General features: G+C 69.3%; 15 protein-coding genes. 10 read left to right on the top strand and 5 right to left on the bottom strand.

Features of this window, described 5'->3' with window-relative positions; genetic code table 11:
- Positions 1 to 55 precede the first annotated feature (55 nt).
- Positions 56 to 1,258 carry an MFS transporter gene (locus CY658_RS05625; protein ID WP_101489231.1) on the bottom strand — a complete coding sequence of 401 codons (1,203 nt, stop codon included), beginning with the start codon at positions 1,256 to 1,258 and terminating at the stop codon, positions 56 to 58.
- Positions 1,259 to 1,402: 144 nt separating this feature from the next.
- On the opposite strand from CY658_RS05625, the gene CY658_RS05620 reads away from it, so the two are divergent.
- Complete coding sequence (locus tag CY658_RS05620) at positions 1,403 to 2,314, top strand: LysR family transcriptional regulator (RefSeq protein WP_101489230.1); 912 nt, start codon at positions 1,403 to 1,405, stop codon at positions 2,312 to 2,314.
- 142 nt (positions 2,315 to 2,456) lie between these two features.
- Here the strand turns inward: CY658_RS05620 and CY658_RS05615 are convergent, their stop codons facing one another.
- Positions 2,457 to 3,824 (bottom strand): amidohydrolase, encoded by a 1,368-nt coding sequence (locus CY658_RS05615; protein ID WP_101489229.1) that lies wholly within the window; start codon positions 3,822 to 3,824, stop codon positions 2,457 to 2,459.
- A gap of 178 nt (positions 3,825 to 4,002) precedes the next feature.
- Here CY658_RS05615 and CY658_RS32405 point away from each other — a divergent pair, with 178 nt between their 5' ends.
- The 4 genes from CY658_RS32405 (at position 4,003) to CY658_RS05590 (ending at position 11,013) form a co-directional block, all read left to right on the top strand.
- Positions 4,003 to 4,953 (top strand): LysR substrate-binding domain-containing protein, encoded by a 951-nt coding sequence (locus CY658_RS32405; protein WP_180838876.1) that lies wholly within the window; start codon positions 4,003 to 4,005, stop codon positions 4,951 to 4,953.
- A 208-nt stretch (positions 4,954 to 5,161) separates the two neighbouring features.
- Positions 5,162 to 6,382 carry an efflux RND transporter periplasmic adaptor subunit gene (locus CY658_RS05600; protein ID WP_101490241.1) on the top strand — a complete coding sequence of 407 codons (1,221 nt, stop codon included), beginning with the start codon at positions 5,162 to 5,164 and terminating at the stop codon, positions 6,380 to 6,382.
- Positions 6,383 to 6,391: 9 nt separating this feature from the next.
- Positions 6,392 to 9,553: an efflux RND transporter permease subunit gene (locus CY658_RS05595; protein WP_101489227.1), complete on the top strand. Its 3,162-nt coding sequence runs from the start codon at positions 6,392 to 6,394 to the stop codon at positions 9,551 to 9,553.
- Complete coding sequence (locus CY658_RS05590; RefSeq protein ID WP_101489226.1) at positions 9,553 to 11,013, top strand: efflux transporter outer membrane subunit; 1,461 nt, start codon at positions 9,553 to 9,555, stop codon at positions 11,011 to 11,013. Before CY658_RS05595 ends, CY658_RS05590 begins: the two co-directional genes overlap by 1 nt.
- Positions 11,014 to 11,025: 12 nt before the next feature.
- On the opposite strand, the gene CY658_RS05585 is transcribed toward CY658_RS05590, so the two are convergent.
- Complete coding sequence (locus CY658_RS05585) at positions 11,026 to 12,453, bottom strand: short-chain fatty acyl-CoA regulator family protein (protein ID WP_101489225.1); 1,428 nt, start codon at positions 12,451 to 12,453, stop codon at positions 11,026 to 11,028.
- A gap of 120 nt (positions 12,454 to 12,573) precedes the next feature.
- Here CY658_RS05585 and CY658_RS05580 point away from each other — a divergent pair, with 120 nt between their 5' ends.
- The 5 genes from CY658_RS05580 (at position 12,574) to CY658_RS05560 (ending at position 18,880) form a co-directional block, all read left to right on the top strand.
- A complete protein-coding gene (locus CY658_RS05580) occupies positions 12,574 to 12,984 on the top strand; it encodes an acyl-CoA thioesterase (RefSeq protein ID WP_101489224.1) in 411 nt (136 codons plus the stop codon).
- Positions 12,981 to 14,138, top strand: coding sequence for a bifunctional 2-methylcitrate synthase/citrate synthase (prpC, locus tag CY658_RS05575; protein WP_101489223.1), 1,158 nt, complete (start codon positions 12,981 to 12,983; stop codon positions 14,136 to 14,138). The genes CY658_RS05580 and prpC overlap by 4 nt, the downstream gene beginning before the upstream one ends.
- Positions 14,139 to 14,199: 61 nt before the next feature.
- Positions 14,200 to 16,794 carry a Fe/S-dependent 2-methylisocitrate dehydratase AcnD gene (gene acnD, locus CY658_RS05570; RefSeq protein ID WP_101489222.1) on the top strand — a complete coding sequence of 865 codons (2,595 nt, stop codon included), beginning with the start codon at positions 14,200 to 14,202 and terminating at the stop codon, positions 16,792 to 16,794.
- A 2-nt stretch (positions 16,795 to 16,796) separates the two neighbouring features.
- Positions 16,797 to 17,987 carry a 2-methylaconitate cis-trans isomerase PrpF gene (gene prpF, locus CY658_RS05565; protein WP_101489221.1) on the top strand — a complete coding sequence of 397 codons (1,191 nt, stop codon included), beginning with the start codon at positions 16,797 to 16,799 and terminating at the stop codon, positions 17,985 to 17,987.
- Positions 17,988 to 18,016: 29 nt separating this feature from the next.
- Positions 18,017 to 18,880, top strand: a complete 864-nt coding sequence (locus CY658_RS05560; RefSeq protein ID WP_095744092.1) for an isocitrate lyase/PEP mutase family protein — start codon at positions 18,017 to 18,019, stop codon at positions 18,878 to 18,880.
- Between the two features lie 6 nt (positions 18,881 to 18,886).
- Here CY658_RS05560 and CY658_RS05555 read toward each other — a convergent pair whose 3' ends face one another.
- Both CY658_RS05555 and CY658_RS05550 read right to left on the bottom strand, forming a co-directional pair.
- The gene (locus CY658_RS05555; protein ID WP_101489220.1) at positions 18,887 to 19,621 is read right to left on the bottom strand and encodes an RNA polymerase sigma factor FliA; all 735 of its coding nucleotides are present in this window, start codon (positions 19,619 to 19,621) and stop codon (positions 18,887 to 18,889) included.
- 25 nt (positions 19,622 to 19,646) lie between these two features.
- Positions 19,647 to 20,450, bottom strand: a complete 804-nt coding sequence (locus CY658_RS05550; protein WP_101489219.1) for a MinD/ParA family ATP-binding protein — start codon at positions 20,448 to 20,450, stop codon at positions 19,647 to 19,649.
- Positions 20,451 to 20,452: the final 2 nt, after the last annotated feature.

Genomic DNA, 20,452 nt, shown 5'->3' with positions numbered 1-20,452 from the left:
CGCCTTTCTCGCGGGCCCCGCCCGTTGCGCGCGAAATGCGCCGCGCCCTTCGGAATCAGTGGGACGACCGGTGCGGCTTCGCGGGAAACCCGTGCGCACGCGATGCCCAGGCAATCAGAAGGCCGGGAAGCAGCAGCACCAGCAATGCCCATGGAAAAGCGCCGACGCCCGATGTCTCCAGCAGCACGCCACCGACGATGCCGCCGCCCGCAATGGCGATGTTCCACACCGTGACGAGGATGGATTGCGCCACGTCCGCGCCGGGGCCGGCTGCTTCGGCCGACGCGGTCTGCAGCAAGGCCCCGGAGCCGCCGAAGGTCAGCCCCCACACGGCCACCGCGACATAGACCACCACCGGCTGCGTGCCGGCGACGCCCAGGGCCAGCGACGCCAGCGCAAAGCCCGCGAGGGCGAGCAGCACCAGCGAGCGCAGCATGCGGTCGATGAGCAGCCCGCTGATCCAGATGCCCGCCAGCGACGCCACGCCGAAGACCAGCAGCACCGCATCGACCCGATCGGACAGGCCGGCCGGCGCCAGGAACGGCATCACGTAGGTGTAGAGAATGCTGTGCGCCAGCACCCACAGCGCAAGCACGGCCAGCACCGGTCGCACGCCGGGCGTGACGAAGATCCGGCGCACCGGCGCGCGCTTTTCGGCCGCCTGCCCCGGATAGTCGGGCACCTGCAGGAAGACCCAGGCCATCACCGCCAGCGTGAGCAGCGACATGCCACCGAACGCGGTGCGCCAGCCCAGCGTGGCGCCCATCAACGTCCCCAGCGGCACGCCCAGCGACAACGCCAGCGGTGCCCCCAGCCCGGCCACTGCCAGTGCGCGCCCCTTGAGGTGCTCGGGCACCATGCGCCGCGCATAGCCCGCCAGCATTCCCCAGATCAGGCCGCCCGCCATGCCGGCCATGAAACGCGCAACCAGCGCGACGGCATAGCTCGACGTCAGCGCCGTGAGCGTGTTGAAGGCCAGCACGGCGACCAGCGCCGCGATCAGCAACGGCCGGCGCCGCCAGCCCAGCGTCGCCGCCGTCAGCGGGATGGCCGCAACCAGCGAGCCGATGGCATAGAGGGTCACGAACTGGCCCGCGAGCGCTTCCGACACGCCCAGGTCCTGGCTGATGCGCAAGAGCATGCCAGCCGGCATCGTCTCCGTCAGCAGTGCCAGGAAGCCGGTCATCGACAGGGCCAGCAAGGCGGCCACGGGCAGTCGTTCAGTGCGCTTGCCCACGGTGGCGGTTGTGGTGGTCATTCAGTTGTTTTCCATCGTCTGTGCCCGCGTTGGCCGGGTGGCCCGCGTTGGCGTTCACCGCAGTGTGGGCGGGAATGCATCAATGAAAAATAGGCTAAAGTTTCAAATACATATGACTCTGCAGTCATCAATCAAAGTCGCTCCATGGAAAACCTGGGTTCGCTGAACGTCTTCGTTCGCGCCGGCGAAACGCGCAGCTTCACGGCCGCGGGACAGCAGTTGGGCATCTCGGCCTCGGCCGTCAGCAAGGCCATCGTGCGGCTCGAAGAGCGGCTGGGCGTGCGGCTGTTCCATCGCTCCACGCGCACCGTCCACCTGACGCCGGAAGGCGCGCTGTTCCTGGAGCGCTGCCGGCGCATCCTCTGCGAGGTGGAATCGGCCGAAGCGGAACTGCTGCAGACACAGAGCGCACCCCGCGGCAAGCTGCGCATCAGCCTGCCGTCGGTGGGCACGCTGTTCATGCCCAAGCTGGCGGCGTTCAAGCGGCTCTACCCCGACATCGAACTGGACATCGACTACGCCGACCGGCTGGTGGACGTCATCGAGGAAGGCTTCGACGCCGTGATCCGCACCGGCGAGCCCAGCGATTCGCGGTTGATGGCGCGCCGCATCGGCTCATGCCGCAAGGTGATCGTCGGTGCGCCAGCCTACTTTCGCCGGGTCGGCGTGCCGCGCGAACCGCAGGACCTGGCAAGCCACGCCTGCCTGCTCTATCGCTTTCCCAGCACCGGCAAGCTGGACGTGTGGCCGCTGGGCCTTGCGGCCGGCTCGCCCCCTGTCGACCTGCCGGCCAGCATGGTGACCAACACGCTCGATCCGCAGGTCTGCTTTGCCGAGCAGGGGCTGGGCATTGCCTGCGTGCCGGAGATCGCCGTGCGCCGGCAACTGGAACGGGGCCGCCTGGTCACGGTGCTGGACGACCACAACCGCGAACACATGATCTTCCACGTGCTGTGGCCGTCGAGCCGGCAGCTGTCGCCCAGGATCCGTGTGTTCGTGGACTTCATCGCGCAGCACCTGTTTCCGCTTTCGGATGCGCTGGAGCAGCCGCTGTGAACCGCAGCGGAGCGAGCCCCGTCACATCGACGCGGGAGGCAACGCCTGAAGATGCACACGCGAACCTCGACGCGGACGACCCCGAACGGGTCTATTTCAAGTTCGTTCGCTGACCGATCAAGACACCCGGCATTCGCTCAGGTCAGCGCTGCGCGCCCGCCATGTAGTCCACCGTCAGCTGCGACAGCGTGCGCACGCCGATCAGCAGGCTGGCTTCATCGACGAAGAAGCGCGGCGAATGGTTGGGCTCGGCCTTGTTCGCGTCGCGACCGGGCGGCGTGGCGCCGATCATCACGAACAGGCCCGGCGCGTTCTGCGCGAAGAACGAGAAGTCTTCGCCGCCCGTGCCCTTCGGAATCACCACCGGCTTGGCGCCGGGCACACGCTGCAGGCTGGGCACCATCTTGGCGGTCAGGGCGGCGTCGTTCACGGTGGGCGCGTAGCCGTCGGCCTCGAAGCGGACCTCGGCCGTGCCGCCGCCGCTTTGCGCGATGTGCGAGGCGGTCTCGCCCATGCGCTTCATGATGAACTGGCGCATCTCGTCGTCGTAGGTGCGCAGCGTGCCGCTCATCTCGACCGCGTCGGGAATGATGTTGTAGCGCGTGCCCGCATTGAAGGTGCCCACGCTGAGCACCGACGGCTCCTTGGTCACGTTGACCTGGCGGCTCGCGATGGTCTGGAAGCCCAGCACGATCTGCGAGCCGAGCACGATCGGGTCGACCCCGCTCCAGGGTTGCGAGCCGTGCGTCTGGCGGCCCTTCACGCTGACCTTGAAGGTGTCTGAGCTCGCGGTGATGGGGCCGGGCTTGTAGCCGATCTGCCCGGTGTTCAGGGCCGAGACCAGGTGCAGGCCGAACACGGCGTCGGGCGTGGGCGCGTCGAACGCGCCTTCGGCCAGCATGCGGCGCGCACCGCCGATCTCGGCGTTGGGCAGCTTCTCTTCGGCCGGCTGGAAGATCAGCTTCACGGTGCCCGGCAGTTGCGCCTTCATCGAGGCCAGCACCTCGGCCACGCCCATGAGGATCGCCACGTGGCCGTCGTGCCCGCAGGCGTGCATGACATCGACGGTCGCGAAGCCCCACTGCGCGCGGGCCTTGGAAGCGAAGGGCACGTCGACCTGTTCCTTCACGGGCAGCGCGTCCATGTCGGCGCGCAGCGCCACCACCGGACCGGGCCTGGCACCGCGCAAGGTGGCGACCACGCCGGTCACGGCCACGCCTTCGCGCACCTCGTAGCCCAGCGCCTTCAGGTGGGCCGCGACCAGCGCGGCGGTGCGCTTTTCCTGGTTGCCCAGTTCGGGGTGCTGGTGGATGTCTCGGCGCCAGTCGATCACCTTCTGCTCGATGGCCTTGGAACGCTCGGCGATCAGCGGGTACAGCGGCACGGCGGCGGCCGGTGCGGGCGATGCAGCCGCAGCAGCGGGCGCCTCCTGCGCCGAGGCGCACAGGGACGAGACGGCAAGAACGATGGGCAGGCACAGGCGCGCGGCCGGACGGAATCGGTGGGACATGGTGAGGTGTTGTCTGAAGAAGAAGGGAAGGACCCGCCGGGCGGGAGCCCTTCGTCCGCACGGCCCCGTCGGGCCGGCAGCCGATGCGCCCTTGTCTGCCGCCCGACCCCGTGAGCGTAGGAACCCCACCGATTGGCGTCCAATCGCTTTTGCATCGACTGATAATGATTGCCTATCGATGGCCTCCGACACCCCCACACCCTCTTCCGTGCTGCACGAGCGGCTGCTCGCGCGCCTGCGCCTGCGCCACCTGAAGCTGATCGACGCACTGGCCGCGCACTCGCACCTGCGCCGCGCGGCCGACGCGATCCACATCAGCCAGCCGGCGGCCACGCAGATGCTGCAGGAGGTCGAGAGCCTGATCGACACGCCACTGTTCGAGCGCCACGCGCGCGGCATGCGCATCACCGAGGCCGGGCGCCTGCTGGCGCTGCATGCGCGCATGGTGATCGATGCGATGCAGGTCGCCAGCGACGGCCTCGCGGCACTGGCCGCGCAAGAGACCCGTGCGCTGCGCATCGGCGCCATCGAGGCGGCCATCGCCAGCGTGCTTCAGCCCGCGCTGAATGTGCTGCATGCCAAGCACCCCAAGCTGCGCCTGTTCATCGAGGAAGGCAACATCGAACGGCTCACGATCGGCTTGCGCGCAGGCGCCTTCGACGCCGTGCTGTTGCGCCAGCCGGCACGCGTGCCCGACGCCCACCGCTTCGTGCCGCTGCGCAGCGACTCGGTGGTGGTCATCGCCGGCGTCAATCACCCCGCCGCGCAGCGCAAGCGCCTGCGGCTGCGCGACCTCGCCGACTCACGCTGGGTGCTGCCGCCCGCGCACTTCGCGGTGCGCCAGGTGATGGAGGCCGCCTGGGCCGCCGAGCAGATCGTGCCGCGCCCGCACGCCATCCAGGTGCTCACGCCGCAGCTGGTGCGCGCCCTGCTCTCGCAGCCCGACGTGGTGGTGCCGGTGCCGCGCACCGTGCTCGACCAGCTCGACCGCTCGGCCGTGGTCGAGCTGCCGCTGCGCATGAACGCGCCCATCGCGCCGCTGGGCATCCTGTACCGCACCGACAACGCCGTCGGGCCGCTGGTGCTGCTGGTCGACTTCCTGGTCGCGCAGGCGAAAAAGAAGCCGTAGCCGGGGCGTTTCAGGCGCGTTTTTCGCCAGGGAATCGCCCTGCTTCACACCCGCTTAACTGTCGGGCACCACACTCGACCCCACCCGCCAGCCCTTCCCGGGCATGGCACGGTTTCCGCTCTGTAAAGTTCGCCGCCCCCGCGCCGCGGCATTGAACTCGACGGCGCGTGCCCGCTCCATCTTTGGCTTTCGTCACTTCTGCCTGTCCATGCCCGTCCACTTTGCCTCCCGCTCCGCCCCGCTCCTCACGGCCCTGTGCATTGCCGCCGCCCTCGTGGGGTGCTCGCGCACCAACGTGGAGTCTCCGGGCACGGCCAAGGCGGCCCCCGAGAAAGAAGTCGGCATCGTCACGCTGAAGTCCGAGGTGCTGGCCCTGAGCACCGAGTTGCCCGGGCGCACCGCCGCCCCGGTCATCGCCGAGATCCGCCCGCAGGTCGGCGGCATCCTCAAGGAGCGGCTGTTTACCGAAGGCTCGCAGGTGAAGGCCGGCCAGGTGCTCTACCAGCTCGACCCGGCCTCGCTGCAGGCGGCACATGCCAGCGCGCAGGCCAGCGTGCGCAAGGCCGAGTCGGCCCTGGCCACGGCCCGCACCGTTGCCAAGCGCAATGCCGAGCTGGTGAAGATCGACGCCATCAGCCGCCAGGTGTTCGACGAGACCCAGGCCGCCGAACAACAGGCCGAGGCCGACCTCGGCGTGGCGCGCGCCGCCGAACAGACCGCGCGCATCCAGCTGGGCTACACGCGCATCACCTCACCGATCACAGGCTGGGCCGAGCTCTCCACCGTCACGCCGGGCGCGCTGGTCACGGCCAACCAGGCGGCCGCCATGACCACCGTGCAGCAGCTCGACCCGATCCACGTGCACGTCACGCAGTCGAGCAGCGAACTCTTGCGCCTGAAGCGCGAACTGGCCAGCGGCCGGCTGCAGCGCGCCAGCGAGGCCGAGGCGCGCATCCAGCTGCTGCTGGAAGACGGCAGCCCCTACCCGCATGCCGGGCGCCTCACCTTCAGCGGCGTGACGGTCGATGCCGGCACCGGCAGCGTCACGCTGCGCGCCGTGGTGCCCAACCCCGACAAGCTGCTGATGCCCGGCATGTACGTGCGCGCCGTGCTGCAGGAAGGCGTGAACGACGCCGCGCTGCTCGTGCCGCAGCAGGCCGTCACGCGCGCGCCCGACGGCAGTGCCTCCACGCTGCTGATCGACGCCGACAACAAGGTGCAGAAGCGGCCCATCCGCATCGGCCGCGCCATCGGCACGCGCTGGCAGGTCATCGACGGCCTGGCCGCGGGCGACCGCGTGCTCATGGAAGGCTCGCAGCGCGTGAAGGTGGGCGACAAGGTGCGCACGGTCGACCTGGGCGCCCGCCCCGCCGGCGCTGCCGTCGCGAGCGCCAAGCCCGACGCTGCTTCCGCCACCCTCGCACGCTGAGGCCGACCCATGGCCCAGTTCTTCATCGACCGCCCCATCTTCGCGTGGGTGCTTTCCATCGTCGTCATGCTCGCCGGCCTGATGGCCATCCGCACGCTGCCGCTCGAGCAGTACCCCGACATCGCGCCGCCGCGCGTGTCCATCGGCGCCACCTACACCGGCGCCTCGGCCAAGACGGTCGAAGACTCCGTCACCCAGGTCATCGAACAGCAGATGAAGGGGCTGGACAACCTGCTGTACATGCAGTCGACCAGCAATTCGTCGGGCCAGGCGCGGCTGTCGCTCACCTTCGACGCGGGCACCAACATCGACGTGGCCCAGATGCAGGTGCAGAACAAGCTGCAGCAGGCCATGTCGCGCCTGCCGCAGCAGGTGCAAAGCCGCGGCGTCACCGTCACCAAGGGTGGCAACGACTTCCTCATGATCGTCTCGATGTTCTCCGGCGACGGCAGTGCCTCGGCGGTTGACGTGGGCGACTACATCAGCAGCAACCTGGTCGACGTCATCAGCCGCATCGACGGCGTGGGCGAAGTGCAGACCCTGGGCACCGGCTACGCCATGCGCCTGTGGCTCGACCCCGACAAGCTGCGCAAGTACGCGCTCATGCCCTCCGACGTGGGCAGCGCCATCACCGCGCAGAACGCGCAGGTCTCGGCCGGCCAGCTCGGTGCGCTGCCAGCCACTGCACAACAGCAGCTCAACGCCACCATCACCGCGCGCAGCAAGCTGAAGACGGTCGAAGAGTTCGAGAACGTGGTGCTGCGTGCCACGCCCGACGGCGCCGTGGTGCGCCTGAGAGACGTGGCCCGTGTCGAGCTGGGCGCCGAGAACCTCACGGTGCGCTCGGTGCTCGGCGGGCGTCCGGGCGCCGGCATGGGCATCGTGCTGGCCGACGGCGCCAACGCGGTGCAGGTGGCCGAGGCCGTGAAGGCCAAGGTCGACGAGCTGCAGCCGCTCTTTCCCAACCAGCTGCAGACCTTCGTGAGCTACGACACCACGCCCTTCGTGAGCGCGTCGATCGACGAGGTGGTGAAGGCGCTGGCCGAAGCCATGCTGCTGGTCGTGCTGGTGATGTACGTCTTTCTGCAGAACTTCCGCGCCACGCTGATCCCGGCCATTGCCGTGCCCGTGGTGCTGCTGGGCACCTTCGGCGTGCTCTCGATGGCCGGCTACTCCATCAACACGCTCACCATGTTCGGCATGGTGCTGGCCATCGGCCTGCTGGTCGACGACGCCATCGTGGTGGTGGAAAACGTCGAGCGCGTGATGCACGAGGAAGGGCTCTCGCCCAAGGAGGCCACGCGCAAGTCGATGGCCGAGATCACGCCCGCACTGGTCGGCATTGCGCTGGTGCTGTCGGCGGTGTTCATCCCGATGGCCTTCTTCGGTGGCTCGACTGGCGTGATCTACCGCCAGTTCTCGATCACCATCGTCTCGGCCATGGCGCTGTCGGTGTTCGTGGCGCTCACGCTCACACCGGCGCTGTGCGCCACGCTGCTCAAGCCGGTGGCCAAGGGCGGCCATGCCGCGCCGCGCAAGGGCGTGCTGGGTGCGGTCGACCGCTTCTTTGCGGGCTTCAACCGCAACTTCGACAAGGGCGCCGACCGCTACCAGGGCGTGGTCGGCGGCATCATGCGGCGCGGCAAGCGCAGCCTCGTGGTGTACCTGCTGATCGCGGCCGTGATGGCACTGCTGTTCATGCGGCTGCCCACCTCCTTCCTGCCCGATGAAGACCAGGCCTTCCTGCAGGTGCAGGTGACGCTGCCGCCGGGCGCGTCCGATGCGCGCCTGCAGCCGGTGGTCACGCAGATGCAGGACTACTTCACGAAGCAGCCCGAGGTGGTGAGCGTGAACGTGATCACCGGGCAGAACGGCGACCAGAGCTCGGCACGCGCCTTCGTGAAGCTCAAAGACTGGGCCGAGCGCGAAGGCGCCGGCCAGTCGGCCGCCGAACTCGCGCGGCGCGCCAACAAGGAGCTGTCGACCATCCGCGACGCACGCATCTTCGTGCTGCTGCCACCGGCGGTGCGCGGGCTCGGCGCCAACGCGGGCTTCAACTTCCACCTGAAGGACATCAACGGGCTGGGTCACGACGCATTGGTGAAGGCGCGCGACCAACTCATCGACCTGCTCTCCAAGCGCCCCGAGGTGGCGAACGTGCGCAGCAACAACCTGGACGACACGCCGCAGTTCGCGGTGGACATCGACGACGCGCGCGCCGGCGCATCGAGCCTGGCCACGGCCGACATCGACAGCACGCTCTCCAGCGCCATGGGCGGCACCTACATCAACGACTTCCTGGACAACGGCCGCGTCAAGCGCGTGTACATGCAGGGCGACACCGCCTTCCGCATGCTGCCCACCGACATCGACCGATGGAGCGTGCGCAACAGCCTGGGCCAGATGGTGCCGTTCCCGGCGTTCTCGAGCTCGCGCTGGACCTACGGCTCTCCGCAGCTGCAGCGCTACAACGGCAGCCCGAGCTACGAGTTCGTCGGCGATGCCGCGCCGGGCGTGAGCTCCGGTGTCGCCATGGCCGCCGTCGATGAAGTGATGAAGCAGATGCCCGCCGGCATCGGCTACGAATGGACCGGCGCCTCGTTCCAGGAGCGCCTGTCGGGCGCGCAGGCGCCGCTGCTCTATGCCATTTCGATCCTGTTCGTCTTCCTGTGCCTCGCCGCCCTGTACGAGAGCTGGTCGGTGCCGTTCTCGGTGATCCTCGTGGTGCCGCTGGGCATCGTGGGCGCGCTGCTGTTCACCAGCCTGCGCGGGCTGAGCAACGATGTGTACTTCCAGGTCGGCCTGCTGACCACCGTGGGGTTGTCGTCGAAGAACGCGATCCTGATCGTCGAGTTCGCCAAGCAACTGCAGGAGCAGGGCAAGGGCGTGATCGAGGCAACGTTGGAAGCCGTGCGGCTTCGCTTGCGCCCCATCCTCATGACCTCGCTGGCCTTCGGCTTCGGCGTGCTGCCGCTGGCCATCGGCACCGGCGCGGGCGCGGGTGGCCGCCAGTCGATCGGCACGGCCGTGCTGGGCGGCATGGTGGTCGGCACGGCGCTGGGCATCTTCTTCGTGCCGCTGTTCTTCGCGCTGATTCGCGGCTGGCTGGAAGGCCGACGCAAGCCGGCCGAAGCGCCGGATGCGTTGCCCGCAGAGCAAGGAGCCCAGTGATGCTGCGCACCACCCTGCCCCGCCTTCCCCTGCGCGCACTGGCCTGCGCCGCCATGGCCTCCGTCGTGCTCGCGGGCTGCGTCAACCTCGCACCCGCGTATGAAACGCCCGCCTCACCGGTGCCCTCGGCCCTGCCCTCGGCCGGCGTCACCACCGCCACGCCGCTGGACATCGGCTGGCGCGACTTCTTCGTCGACAAGCAGCTGCAAGGCGTGATCGAACTCGCGCTCGCCAACAACCGCGACCTGCGCGTGGCGGCGCTCAACATCGAACGCGCGCGTGCCCAGTACGGCATCGCGCGGGCCGACCTGTTCCCCACCGTCAACGCCGGTGCGGCCGGCACACGCTCGCGCACGCCGGGCAGCCTGTCGACCAGCGGCGAGTCGCGCATCGCCTCGCAGTACAGCGCCAACCTCGGCATGACGGCCTACGAGCTCGACCTGTTCGGGCGCGTGCGCAACCTCGGCGACTCGGCGCTGCAGAGTTACTTCCAGACCGAGGAAACACAGCGCAGCACGCAGATCAGCCTGGTCGCGTCGGTCGCCACCGCGTGGCTGCAGCTGGCCGCCGACGAGCAGCGCCTGCAGCTCGCACGCAGCACGCTCGAGAGCCAGCGCAAGTCCTTCGAGCTGGTGCAGCGCAGCCATGCGCTCGGCGCGCAGTCGGGCCTGGCGCTGGCGCAGTCGCAGAGCACCGTCGATGCCGCACGCGCCGACGCCGCCGCCTTCGACAGCCAGGTCGAGCAGGACCGCAACGCGCTCGCGCTGCTGGTCGGCGCCACGCCGCCGCCCGAGCTGCTGCCGACCGCCGCGACGATTGCCGACGTCGCGCAACTGCTCGTGCCGCCGGCCGGCCTGTCGTCGAACGTGCTGCAGCAGCGGCCCGACGTGCGCGCCGCCGAGCACGCGCTGCGTGCGAGCAACGCCGACATCGGCGCGGCGCGCGCAGCGTTCTTCCCGCGCATCGCGCTCACGGCTTCGGCCGGCACCGCGAGCAGCACGCTCTCGGGCCTGTTCACCAGCGGCAGCAAGGCCTGGAGCTTCGCGCCGTCGATCAGCGTGCCGATCTTCGACGGCGGCGCCAACCGCGCCAACCTGCAGGTCGCGCAAGCGCAGCAGAAGATCCAGATCGCCACCTACGAGAAGGCCGTGCAGACCGCCTTCCGCGAAGTGGCCGACGCGCTGGCCGAGCGCCGCACGCTGGCCGAGCGCCTCGACGCACAGCGCTCGCTGCGCAGCGCCACCGCGCGCAGCTTCGAGCTCTCGCAGGCACTCTTCAAGAGCGGCGCCGCCAACTACCTCGACGTGCTGGACGCACAGCGCAGCGACTATGCGGCGCAGCAGACGCTGATCGGTTTGCAGCTCACGGAGCAGACGAACCGGTTGGCGATCTACAAGGCGCTGGGGGGTGGGTGGAGCGAGGTGTCCGGGGCCGCACCACAGCCCTCGCAAGGCGACTGACGCGCCACCGCCCTACGCGCCGGCCACGGCGTAGGGCGTGAACCTGCTCTCGTTCTCGTTCACATCCAGCGCCCGCCCGATGAACGGAAACGCCCGCTGCGGGCAGGCCACGCGCTCGCAAACCTTGCAGCCCATGCCGATGGGTGTGGGCACGTCGGGGTCCTTCAGGTCGAGGCCTTTGGCGTAGACCAGGCGCGGGGCGTGGCGGATGTCGCAGCCCAGGCCGATCGAGAAGGTCTTGCTCGGTGAGCCGAAGCCGCGCTGGCCGTGCGACACGGTGCGCGCAATCCACAGGTAGGCGCGGCCGTCGGGCATGCGCGCCAGTTGGGGCAGCACGCGCCCGGGCTGCGCAAAGGCCTCGTACACGTTCCACAGCGGGCAGGTGCCGCCGGTCTTCGAGAAGTGGAAGTGCGTGGCCGACTGCCGCTTGGAGATGTTGCCGGCCCGGTCCACGCGGATGAAGAAGAAGGGCACGCCCGACGCGCCCGGGCGCTGCATGCTGCTCAGGCGGTGGCAGACCGTTTCGAAGCCGACGCCGAACTGGCGCGCGAGCAGGTCGATGTCGTAGCGCAGCGCCTCGGCCGCCTGAAGGAACGGGCCATACGGCAACAGCACCGCCGCCGCGAAGTAGTTGGCCAGCCCGATGCGCGCGAGCGCGTGGGCCGGCGCGTCACCGAAATCGGCCTGCGCCACCAGCGATTCGATAAGTGCGGCCTGCTCGAGCAGCGCGAGCTGCGTGGCCAGCTGGAAGGCCTGCTGACCCGGCTCCAGGCCCGCCGACAAACGCAGCACGCGGCTGGCCGGGTCATAGCGGCGCTGGCTGTCGAGCGCGCCCGCGGCTTCGTCGTCCGGCACCACGCGAACGCCGTGTACCTTCAGAAGCCGCTGCTGGAGCCATTCGGCGAGCGGTCCGCCGTGCGCGCGGGCTTCCGCCGCGAGCGCTTCGGCGGCCGTGTCGAGCGGGTCGAAGTGGTTCTGGTGCGCAAAGAAGAAGTCGCGCACCACCTCGAAGGGCATCGGCCGGCTGCGCGAGATGTCGCCGCGCCCGTCGCCCAGCTCGGCGGCCATGAGCTCCAGCCGCTCCTGCGCCTCCTGGTGGCGGCGGTGCAAGGCCAACAGCGCGCGCGCCACGGCGGGCATCTGCGACGCCACCTCGCGCAGCTCGGGCAGCGCCACCGCCTCGCCGCCGGGGTTGTCCGCCAGCGCCTCGCGCATGCTGGCCACGAGCCGCGCCTCTTCGTCGTCGGAGAACTGCTGCACATCGACGCCGAGCGTCTTGCTGATGCGCAGCAGCACCGCCACGGTCAGCGGGCGCTGGTTCTGCTCGATCTGGTTCAGGTAGCTCGGCGACAGGCCGAGCATCTGCGCCAGCGCCACCTGCGTGAGGCCGCGTTCGGCGCGCAGCGTGCGCAGGCGCACGCCCATGAAGGTCTTGCTCATCGGGTCACCTCGTGGGTCTTTGTGATCTTCGCAATATTTGCAAAATCAGCCGTTTTCATTCGCAATGATTCGCCAATTCAGTCCTTCATTATGGGCGCTCGATTGCGTAAATTGCGAAGCATGACCCACCGATCTGCCGCCATCGAGCTGACCGACATCGTGTTCCCCGCGCACGCCAACCACTACGGCACGCTGTTCGGCGGCAACGCCCTGCTGCTGATGTCGAAGGCCGCGTTCCTCGCCGCGCGCGCCTTCGCCAAGTCCGACGTGGTCATGGCCAGCCTGGGCGACGCGCAGTTCTTGGCGCCCGTGCCGGTCGGCCACGTGCTGCGCCTGCGGGCCTGGGTGACGCGCGCCGGGCGCAGCTCGCTCACGGTCTGCGTCACCGGCGCGGCCGAGCCGCCCGACGGCGAACCCCGCCCATCGCTGAAGGGCCTGTTCGAGATGGTGGCCGTCGATGGCCGCGGCCGTCCGGCACGCCTGCGCCACGCCTACCTGCACCCCGTGCCCACAGACAAGGAACCCGCATGAACGACACCGCCACCCCCACCGGCTTCAAGCCCAAGAAATCCGTCGCCCTGTCGGGCGTGACCGCGGGCAACACGGCGCTGTGCACCGTGGGCCGCACCGGCAACGACCTGCACTACCGCGGCTACGACATCCTGGACATCGCCGAGGTCTGCGAGTTCGAGGAAATCGCGCACCTGCTGGTGCACGGCAAGCTGCCCACGTCCGCCGAGCTGCGCGCCTACAAGGCCAAGCTGAAGGCCATGCGCGGCCTGCCCGCAAGCCTGAAGGAGGCGCTGGAGCAGCTGCCCGCCAGCGCGCACCCGATGGACGTGATGCGCACGGGCGTCTCGTCGCTGGGCTGCCTGCTGCCCGAGAAGGAAGACCACAACCTGCCCAGCGCGCGCGACATCGCCGACCGCCTCATGGCCTCGCTCGGCTCGATGCTGCTGTACTGGTACCACTGGTCGACGCAGGGCCGGCGCATCGAGGTCGAGACCGACGACGACTCGATCGGCGCGCACTTCCTGCACCTGCTGCACGGCCGCAAGCCCAGTGCGCAGTGGGAGCGCGCGATGCACACCTCGCTCAACCTCTACGCCGAGCACGAGTTCAACGCCTCGACCTTCACGGCGCGCGTGGTCGCGGGCACGGGCTCCGATGTGTACTCGGCCATCACCGGCGCCATCGGCGCGCTGCGCGGCCCCAAGCACGGCGGCGCCAACGAGGTGGCCTTCGAGATCCAGAAGCGCTACGACGCACCCGACGAGGCCGAGGCCGACATCCGCCGCCGCGTCGAGGCCAAGGAAGTCGTGATCGGCTTCGGCCACCCGGTCTACACCGTGAGCGACCCGCGCAACGTGGTCATCAAGGGCGTGGCGCGCACGCTGTCGCAGGAGGCCGGCTCGACCAAGATGTTCGACATCGCCGAGCGGCTTGAAGCGGTGATGTGGGACGTGAAGCAGATGTTCCCCAACCTCGACTGGTTCAGCGCGGTGAGCTATCACATGATGGGCGTGCCCACGGCCATGTTCACGCCGCTGTTCGTCATTGCGCGCACATCAGGCTGGGCAGCGCACATCATCGAGCAGCGCATCGACAACAAGATCATCCGGCCGAGCGCCAACTACACGGGTCCCGAAGACCTGAAGTTCGCGCCGATCCAGGATCGGAAGTAAAAACACCAAAAGAAGAAAAGCACCCGTGCCCGCGTGCAGGTGCCGAGTGACAAGCGCCCCCATGAACACCGACTACCGCAAGAACCTTCCCGGCACCGCGCTGGACTACTTCGACGCACGCGAAGCCGTCGAAGCGATCCGCGCTGGCGCCTGGGCCACGATGCCCTACACCGCGCGCGTGCATGCCGAGAACCTCGTGCGCCGCTGCGACCCGGCGATCCTCGTGCAGAGCCTCACGCAGCTCGCCCTGCGCCGGCGCGAGCATGACTTTCCGTGGTTCCCCGCGCGCGTGGTCTGCCACGACATCCTCGGCCAGACCGCGCTGGTCGACCTGGCCGGCCTGCGCGATGCCATCGCCGAACAGGGCGGCGACCCCTCGCAGGTGAACCCGGTGGTGCCGGTGCAGCTCATCGTCGACCACTCGCTGGCGGTGGAGTGCGGCGGCTTCGACCCCGATGCCTTCGCGAAGAACCGCGCCATCGAGGACCGGCGCAACGAAGACCGCTTTCACTTCATCGAATGGACGAAGCGGGCCTTCCGCAACATGGAGGTGATCCCGCCGGGGAACGGGATCATGCATCAGATCAACCTGGAGCGGATGTCGCCCGTCGTGCATGCACAAGACGGCGTGGCCTACCCCGACACGCTGGTCGGCACCGACAGCCACACGCCGCACGTCGATGCACTGGGCGTGGTCGCCATCGGCGTGGGCGGCCTCGAGGCCGAGAACGTGATGCTCGGCCGCGCCTCGTGGATGCGGCTGCCCGACATCGTCGGCGTGCGGCTCGCGGGCCGGCCGCAACCGGGCATCACGGCCACCGACGTCGTGCTCGCGCTCACCGAGTTCCTGCGCGCGGCGAAGGTCGTGGGCGCGTACCTCGAGTTCCACGGCGAAGGTGCGGCCAGCCTCACGCTGGGCGACCGCGCGACCATCTCCAACATGGCGCCCGAATACGGCGCCACCGCCGCGATGTTCGCCATCGACACGCAGACGCTCGACTACCTGCGCCTCACGGGCCGCGCCGACCAGCAGGTTCGCCTCGTCGAGATCTACGCGAAACAGGCGGGCCTGTGGGCCGACACGCTGAGCGAAGTTGAATACGAGCGCGTGCTGCACTTCGACCTCTCGACGGTCGTGCGCAACATGGCCGGCCCGTCGAACCCGCATGCGCGCGTGGCCACCGCCGACCTCGCGGCGCGCGGCATCGCCGCCCCGTGGGACGACGTGCCCGGCCAGATGCCCGACGGCGCGGTGGTCATCGCGGCCATCACCAGCTGCACCAACACCAGCAACCCGCGCAACGTGATCGCCGCGGGCCTGCTCGCGCGCAACGCCAACCGCGTGGGCCTCGCGCGCAAGCCGTGGGTCAAGACCTCGCTGGCGCCGGGCTCGAAAGCGGTGACGCTGTATCTGGAAGATGCCGGCCTGATGCGCGAGCTCGAACAGCTCGGCTTCGGCGTGGTGGCCTATGCCTGCACCTCGTGCAACGGCATGTCGGGCGCGCTCGACCCGGCCATCCAGCAGGAGATAGTGGAGCGCGACCTGTACGCCACCGCCGTGCTCTCGGGCAACCGCAACTTCGACGGGCGCATCCACCCGTATGCGAAGCAGGCCTTCCTGGCCTCGCCGCCGCTGGTGGTGGCCTACGCGATTGCGGGCACCGTGCGCTTCGACATCGAGAAGGACGTGCTCACCGTGGTCGATGGCAAGGAGATCCGCCTCAAAGACCTCTGGCCGACCGACGAAGAAATCGACGCCATCGTCAAGGCCAGCGTGAAGCCCGCGCACTTCCGTCAGGTGTACGAACCGATGTTCGCGATCCAGCCCGACACGGGCGAGAAGGTGGCGCCGCTGTACGACTGGCGCCCCGCCTCCACCTACATCCGCCGCCCTCCGTACTGGGAAGGCGCGCTCGCCGGCGAACGCACGCTCACGGGCATGCGGCCGCTGGCGATCCTGCCGGACAACATCACGACCGATCACCTGTCGCCGTCGAACGCGATCCTGCTCGACAGTGCCGCCGGCCAGTACCTGCACCGCATGGGCCTGCCCGAGGAAGACTTCAACTCCTACGCCACCCACCGCGGCGACCACCTCACGGCGCAGCGCGCCACCTTCGCCAACCCCACGCTGAAGAACGAGATGGTGCGCAAGGCCGACGGCACGGTGCGCGCCGGTTCGCTGGCGCGCGTGGAGCCCGAGGGCGAGGTGATGCGCATGTGGGAGGCCATCGAGACCTACATGGGGCGCAAGCAGCCGCTGATCATCGTGGCCGGTGCCGACTACGGCCAGGGCTCGTCGCGCGACTGGGCCGCCAAGGGCGTGCGGCTGGCCGGCGTCGAAGCCATTGCGGCCGAAGGCTTCGAGCGCATCCACCGCACCAACCTGATCGGCATGGGCGTGCTGCCGCTCGAATTCAAGCCCGGCACGAACCGCCTCACGCTGGGCCTGGATGGCACCGAGACTTACGATGTGACCGGCGAGCGCACCCCGCGCGCCGACCTCATGCTGGTCGTGCACCGCCAGAGCGGCGAACGGCTCGAGGTGCCCATGACCTGCCGCCTCGACACCGCCGAAGAGGTCTCCATCTACGAAGCCGGCGGGGTGCTGCAGCGCTTTGCGCAAGACTTCCTCGCCGCCACGAAAGCCGACTGACGATGCCGCACATTCCGCAGATCAAGATCCCCGCCACCTACATGCGCGGCGGCACCAGCAAGGGCGTGTTCTTCCGCCTGCAGGACCTGCCCGAGGCCGCGCAGGTGCCGGGCAAGGCGCGCGACGCGCTGCTGCTGCGCGTGATCGGCAGCCCCGACCCCTACGGCAAGCAGATCGACGGCATGGGCGCCGCGACCTCGAGCACCAGCAAGACCGTCATCCTCTCGAAGAGCAGCCGGCCCGACCACGACGTGGACTACCTGTTCGGCCAGGTGTCGATCGACCGGCCCTTTGTCGACTGGAGCGGCAACTGCGGCAACCTGTCGTCGGCTGTCGGGCCGTTCGCGATCAGCAACGGCCTCATCGATGCGGCACGCGTGCCGCGCGAGGGCGTGGCCGTCGTGCGCATCTGGCAGGCCAACATCGGCAAGACCATCGTCGCGCACGTGCCGATCAGCGGCGGTGCGGTGCAGGAGACCGGCGACTTCGAACTCGACGGTGTGACCTTTCCTGCGGCCGAGGTGCAGCTCGAGTTCATGGACCCCGCCGCCGAAGAAGACGGCGCGGGCGGCGCGATGTTCCCGACCGGCAACCTCGTCGACGATCTGCACGTGCCCGGCATCGGCACGCTGCAGGCCACGATGATCAACGCCGGCATCCCCACCGTCTTCGTGAACGCCGACGCCCTGGGCTACACCGGCACCGAACTGCAGGACGCGATCAATGGCGACGCCGCCGCGCTCGCCCGCTTCGAGGCCATCCGCGCGCACGGTGCGCTGCGCATGGGCCTCATCCGCACGCTCGACGAAGCGGCCAGCCGCCAGCACACGCCCAAGGTCGCCTTCGTGGCCAAGCCGGCGGGCTACACCGCCTCGAGCGGCAAGGCCGTCACGGCCGGCGACATCGACCTGCTCGTGCGCGCGCTGTCGATGGGCAAGCTGCACCACGCCATGATGGGCACGGCGGCCGTGGCCATCGGCACGGCCGCCGCCATTCCCGGCACGCTGGTGAACCTCGCGGCCGGCGGTGGTGCGCGCGAGGCCGTGCGCTTCGGTCATCCCTCGGGCACCTTGCGCGTGGGCGCGCAGGCCAGCCAGGTCGATGGCGAATGGCAGGTGACCAAGGCCGTCATGAGCCGCAGTGCGCGCGTGCTGATGGAAGGCTGGGTCCGTGTGCCCGGCGACACCCTTTGAGCTTTCAGATTCATTCACAGGAAATTTCGATGTCGACTCGCAAGACCCTCCGTTCCCTGGCCGAGGCCCGCCGCGGCGTGCTGGTGCCGGGCGCTTTCAACGCGCTGTCGGCGCGTGTCATCGAAGACCTGGGCTTCGAGGCCATTTACGTCACCGGCGCGGGCGTCACCAACATGTGGTTCGGCCTGCCCGACCAGGGCTTCATGGGCCTGCACGAGATCGCCGACCACACGGCGCGCATCCGCGACGCGGTGAACCTGCCGCTGATCGTCGATGCCGACACCGGCTTCGGCAACGCGCTGAACGTGCGCCACACGGTGCGCGTGCTGGAGCGCGCGGGCGCCGACTGCATCCAGTTCGAGGACCAGGTCGCGCCCAAGCGCTGCGGCCATTTCTCGGGCAAGGAGGTGATCTCCACCGAGGAAGCCGTCAACAAGATCAAGGCCGCCGTCGATGCCCGCACCGACCCCGACCTGCTCATCATGGCCCGCACCGACGCGGCCGCGACGCTGGGTTTCGAGGCTGCGATCGAGCGCGCACAGAAGTTCAGCGAGGCCGGCGCGGACATCCTGTTCGTCGAAGCCGTCACCACGGCCGACGAGATCCGTGCGCTGCCGCAGCGCCTGCACAAGCCGCAACTCATGAACATGGTGATCGGCGGCAAGACACCGATCTTCGGCGCCGAGGAACTCGGCGGCCTCGGCTACGGCATCGTGCTGTACGCCAACGCCGCGCTGCAGGGCGCGCTGGCCGGCATGCAGAAGGCGCTCACGGTGCTGCGCGACACACGGCGCATGGACGAAGACCCGTCGCTGGTCGCTCCCTTCGCCGAGCGGCAGCGGCTGGTGCGCAAGCCCGAGCTCGATGCGCTTGACGCGCGCTACGCCAGCTAAGTCTTTCTACAGCGCGTCTTTCAGCTTCGCACGCAGCCGGCTCACCGCCTGGCCGTGCAGCTGGCAGACGCGCGACTGGCTCACCTCGAGCACCGCGCCGATCTCGCGCAGGTTCAGCTCTTCCTCGTAGTAGAGCTTGAGCAGCAACTGGTCGCGCTCGGGCAACTCGCCAATGGCGTCCACCAGCTGGTGGCGAAAGCCGCTCTCCAACAGGCGCGCCAGCGGGTCGTCGAACTGGCCGCGGCCCTTGCGCGCATCTTGCGCGTGCAGGTCGAGAAAGGGGTTGTCGGGGTCGCCCTTGGCGAAGTCTTCCACGTACAGCAGCTGGCAGCCCTGGATGTCCTGCAGCATCGACTGGTAGGTGTCCAGATCGACCTTCAGCTCCTTCGCGATCTCGCCTTCGGTGGGCGCGCGGCCCAGCCGGTGGCCCAGTGCCTGGATCGCTTTCTCGATGCCGCGTGCCGACTGGCGCAGCCCGCGCGAGCCCCAGTCGCTGGCGCGCAGCTCGTCGAGCATGGCGCCGCGGATGCGCTGGCTGACGAAGGTCTCGAACTGGGCGCCGCGGTGGTCCTGGTAGCGGCTCGACGCATCGAGCAGGCCGAGCATGCCGGCCTGGATCAGGTCGTCCAGCTCCACGCTGGCCGGCAGCCGCGCCATCATCTGCAGCGCGATGCGGCGCACCAGCGGCTGGTGCTGTTCCAGCAGATGCGATTTCTCGATGGTGCCCTGTGCGGTGTACACGGCCGTCCGTCCTCGTCGTCGTGTCTCAGGCGGCGAGCGCCTGCGGGAACACCGCCGGCCGCGCGGGCGTGCGCCACGGCCAGCGGCCCATGTCGTCGGCGATGGCGCGGAAATCGACCGCCGCCGCGCTGGCCGGAAAGGCCTCGACCACGGTCTGGCGCAACCGCGCCGCATCAGCCAGCCAAGGGTCGGTGCGCACCCAGCCCACGGGCAACAGCGACAGCGCGAGGTAGCGGCTGGCGGCCTGCGCGAGGTTGTGCATGACCTGCTGCGCGGTCGCCACATCGGCCACGCCGTTGAGCAGAAAGCGCAGCTGCTTCAGCGCATGCGCGTGGTGCAGGCGCTTGATGCCCGCGTAGGCCGAGGTGATGGCCTCCGGGTGCGGCTGCAGCACGAGCAGCAGTTCGTCGGCGGCTTCCGCCAGCGGCGACAGGCGGCCTTCGTCGTCGAAGGCCGCATCGATGAGGACGATGCCGCGCGGCCACAGCGTGCGCGGGTCGACGATCGCGCCAGGTGACGCGGGCAGCACCTGCACACCGCACAACGCGCTGGCGGCGGCTTGGTCGATGCGCAACCGCCGCCCGGTCACATCGGCCAGCGTTCCGCGTGGACCGAGTGCCCACACATCGCACACCGAACGCACGGTCGGGTGGTGTTCATCAAGCAGCAGCACGTCCTTGCCCTGCTGCGCCAGCGCTGCGCCCAGACTCATCGCGGCCGTGGTCGCGCCCGCGCCGGGGCCCATGCCCGCCACGGCGACAACGCGCACCGGCGCCTGCCCGAGCAACCGCCGCAGTCCGTCGGCCTGGTCCGTGACCCGTGCGTTCATGG

Source organism: Variovorax sp. RO1 (assembly GCF_002849325.1).
Taxonomy (GTDB): domain Bacteria; phylum Pseudomonadota; class Gammaproteobacteria; order Burkholderiales; family Burkholderiaceae_C; genus Variovorax.
Note: the sequence above shows the minus strand (reverse complement) of the source record. Positions and strands in the feature narration are given on the sequence as shown.

What these genes read in the sequence shown, in the direction of transcription:
- CY658_RS05625 (WP_101489231.1), bottom strand. Translation starts at nt 1,258, where the DNA reads ATGACCACCACAACCGCCACCGTGGGCAAGCGCACTGAACGACTGCCC.
- CY658_RS05620 (WP_101489230.1), top strand. Translation starts at nt 1,403, where the DNA reads ATGGAAAACCTGGGTTCGCTGAACGTCTTCGTTCGCGCCGGCGAAACG.
- CY658_RS05615 (WP_101489229.1), bottom strand. Translation starts at nt 3,824, where the DNA reads ATGTCCCACCGATTCCGTCCGGCCGCGCGCCTGTGCCTGCCCATCGTT.
- CY658_RS32405 (WP_180838876.1), top strand. Translation starts at nt 4,003, where the DNA reads ATGGCCTCCGACACCCCCACACCCTCTTCCGTGCTGCACGAGCGGCTG.
- CY658_RS05600 (WP_101490241.1), top strand. Translation starts at nt 5,162, where the DNA reads ATGCCCGTCCACTTTGCCTCCCGCTCCGCCCCGCTCCTCACGGCCCTG.
- CY658_RS05595 (WP_101489227.1), top strand. Translation starts at nt 6,392, where the DNA reads ATGGCCCAGTTCTTCATCGACCGCCCCATCTTCGCGTGGGTGCTTTCC.
- CY658_RS05590 (WP_101489226.1), top strand. Translation starts at nt 9,553, where the DNA reads ATGCTGCGCACCACCCTGCCCCGCCTTCCCCTGCGCGCACTGGCCTGC.
- CY658_RS05585 (WP_101489225.1), bottom strand. Translation starts at nt 12,453, where the DNA reads ATGAGCAAGACCTTCATGGGCGTGCGCCTGCGCACGCTGCGCGCCGAA.
- CY658_RS05580 (WP_101489224.1), top strand. Translation starts at nt 12,574, where the DNA reads ATGACCCACCGATCTGCCGCCATCGAGCTGACCGACATCGTGTTCCCC.
- prpC (WP_101489223.1), top strand. Translation starts at nt 12,981, where the DNA reads ATGAACGACACCGCCACCCCCACCGGCTTCAAGCCCAAGAAATCCGTC.
- acnD (WP_101489222.1), top strand. Translation starts at nt 14,200, where the DNA reads ATGAACACCGACTACCGCAAGAACCTTCCCGGCACCGCGCTGGACTAC.
- prpF (WP_101489221.1), top strand. Translation starts at nt 16,797, where the DNA reads ATGCCGCACATTCCGCAGATCAAGATCCCCGCCACCTACATGCGCGGC.
- CY658_RS05560 (WP_095744092.1), top strand. Translation starts at nt 18,017, where the DNA reads ATGTCGACTCGCAAGACCCTCCGTTCCCTGGCCGAGGCCCGCCGCGGC.
- CY658_RS05550 (WP_101489219.1), bottom strand. Translation starts at nt 20,450, where the DNA reads ATGAACGCACGGGTCACGGACCAGGCCGACGGACTGCGGCGGTTGCTC.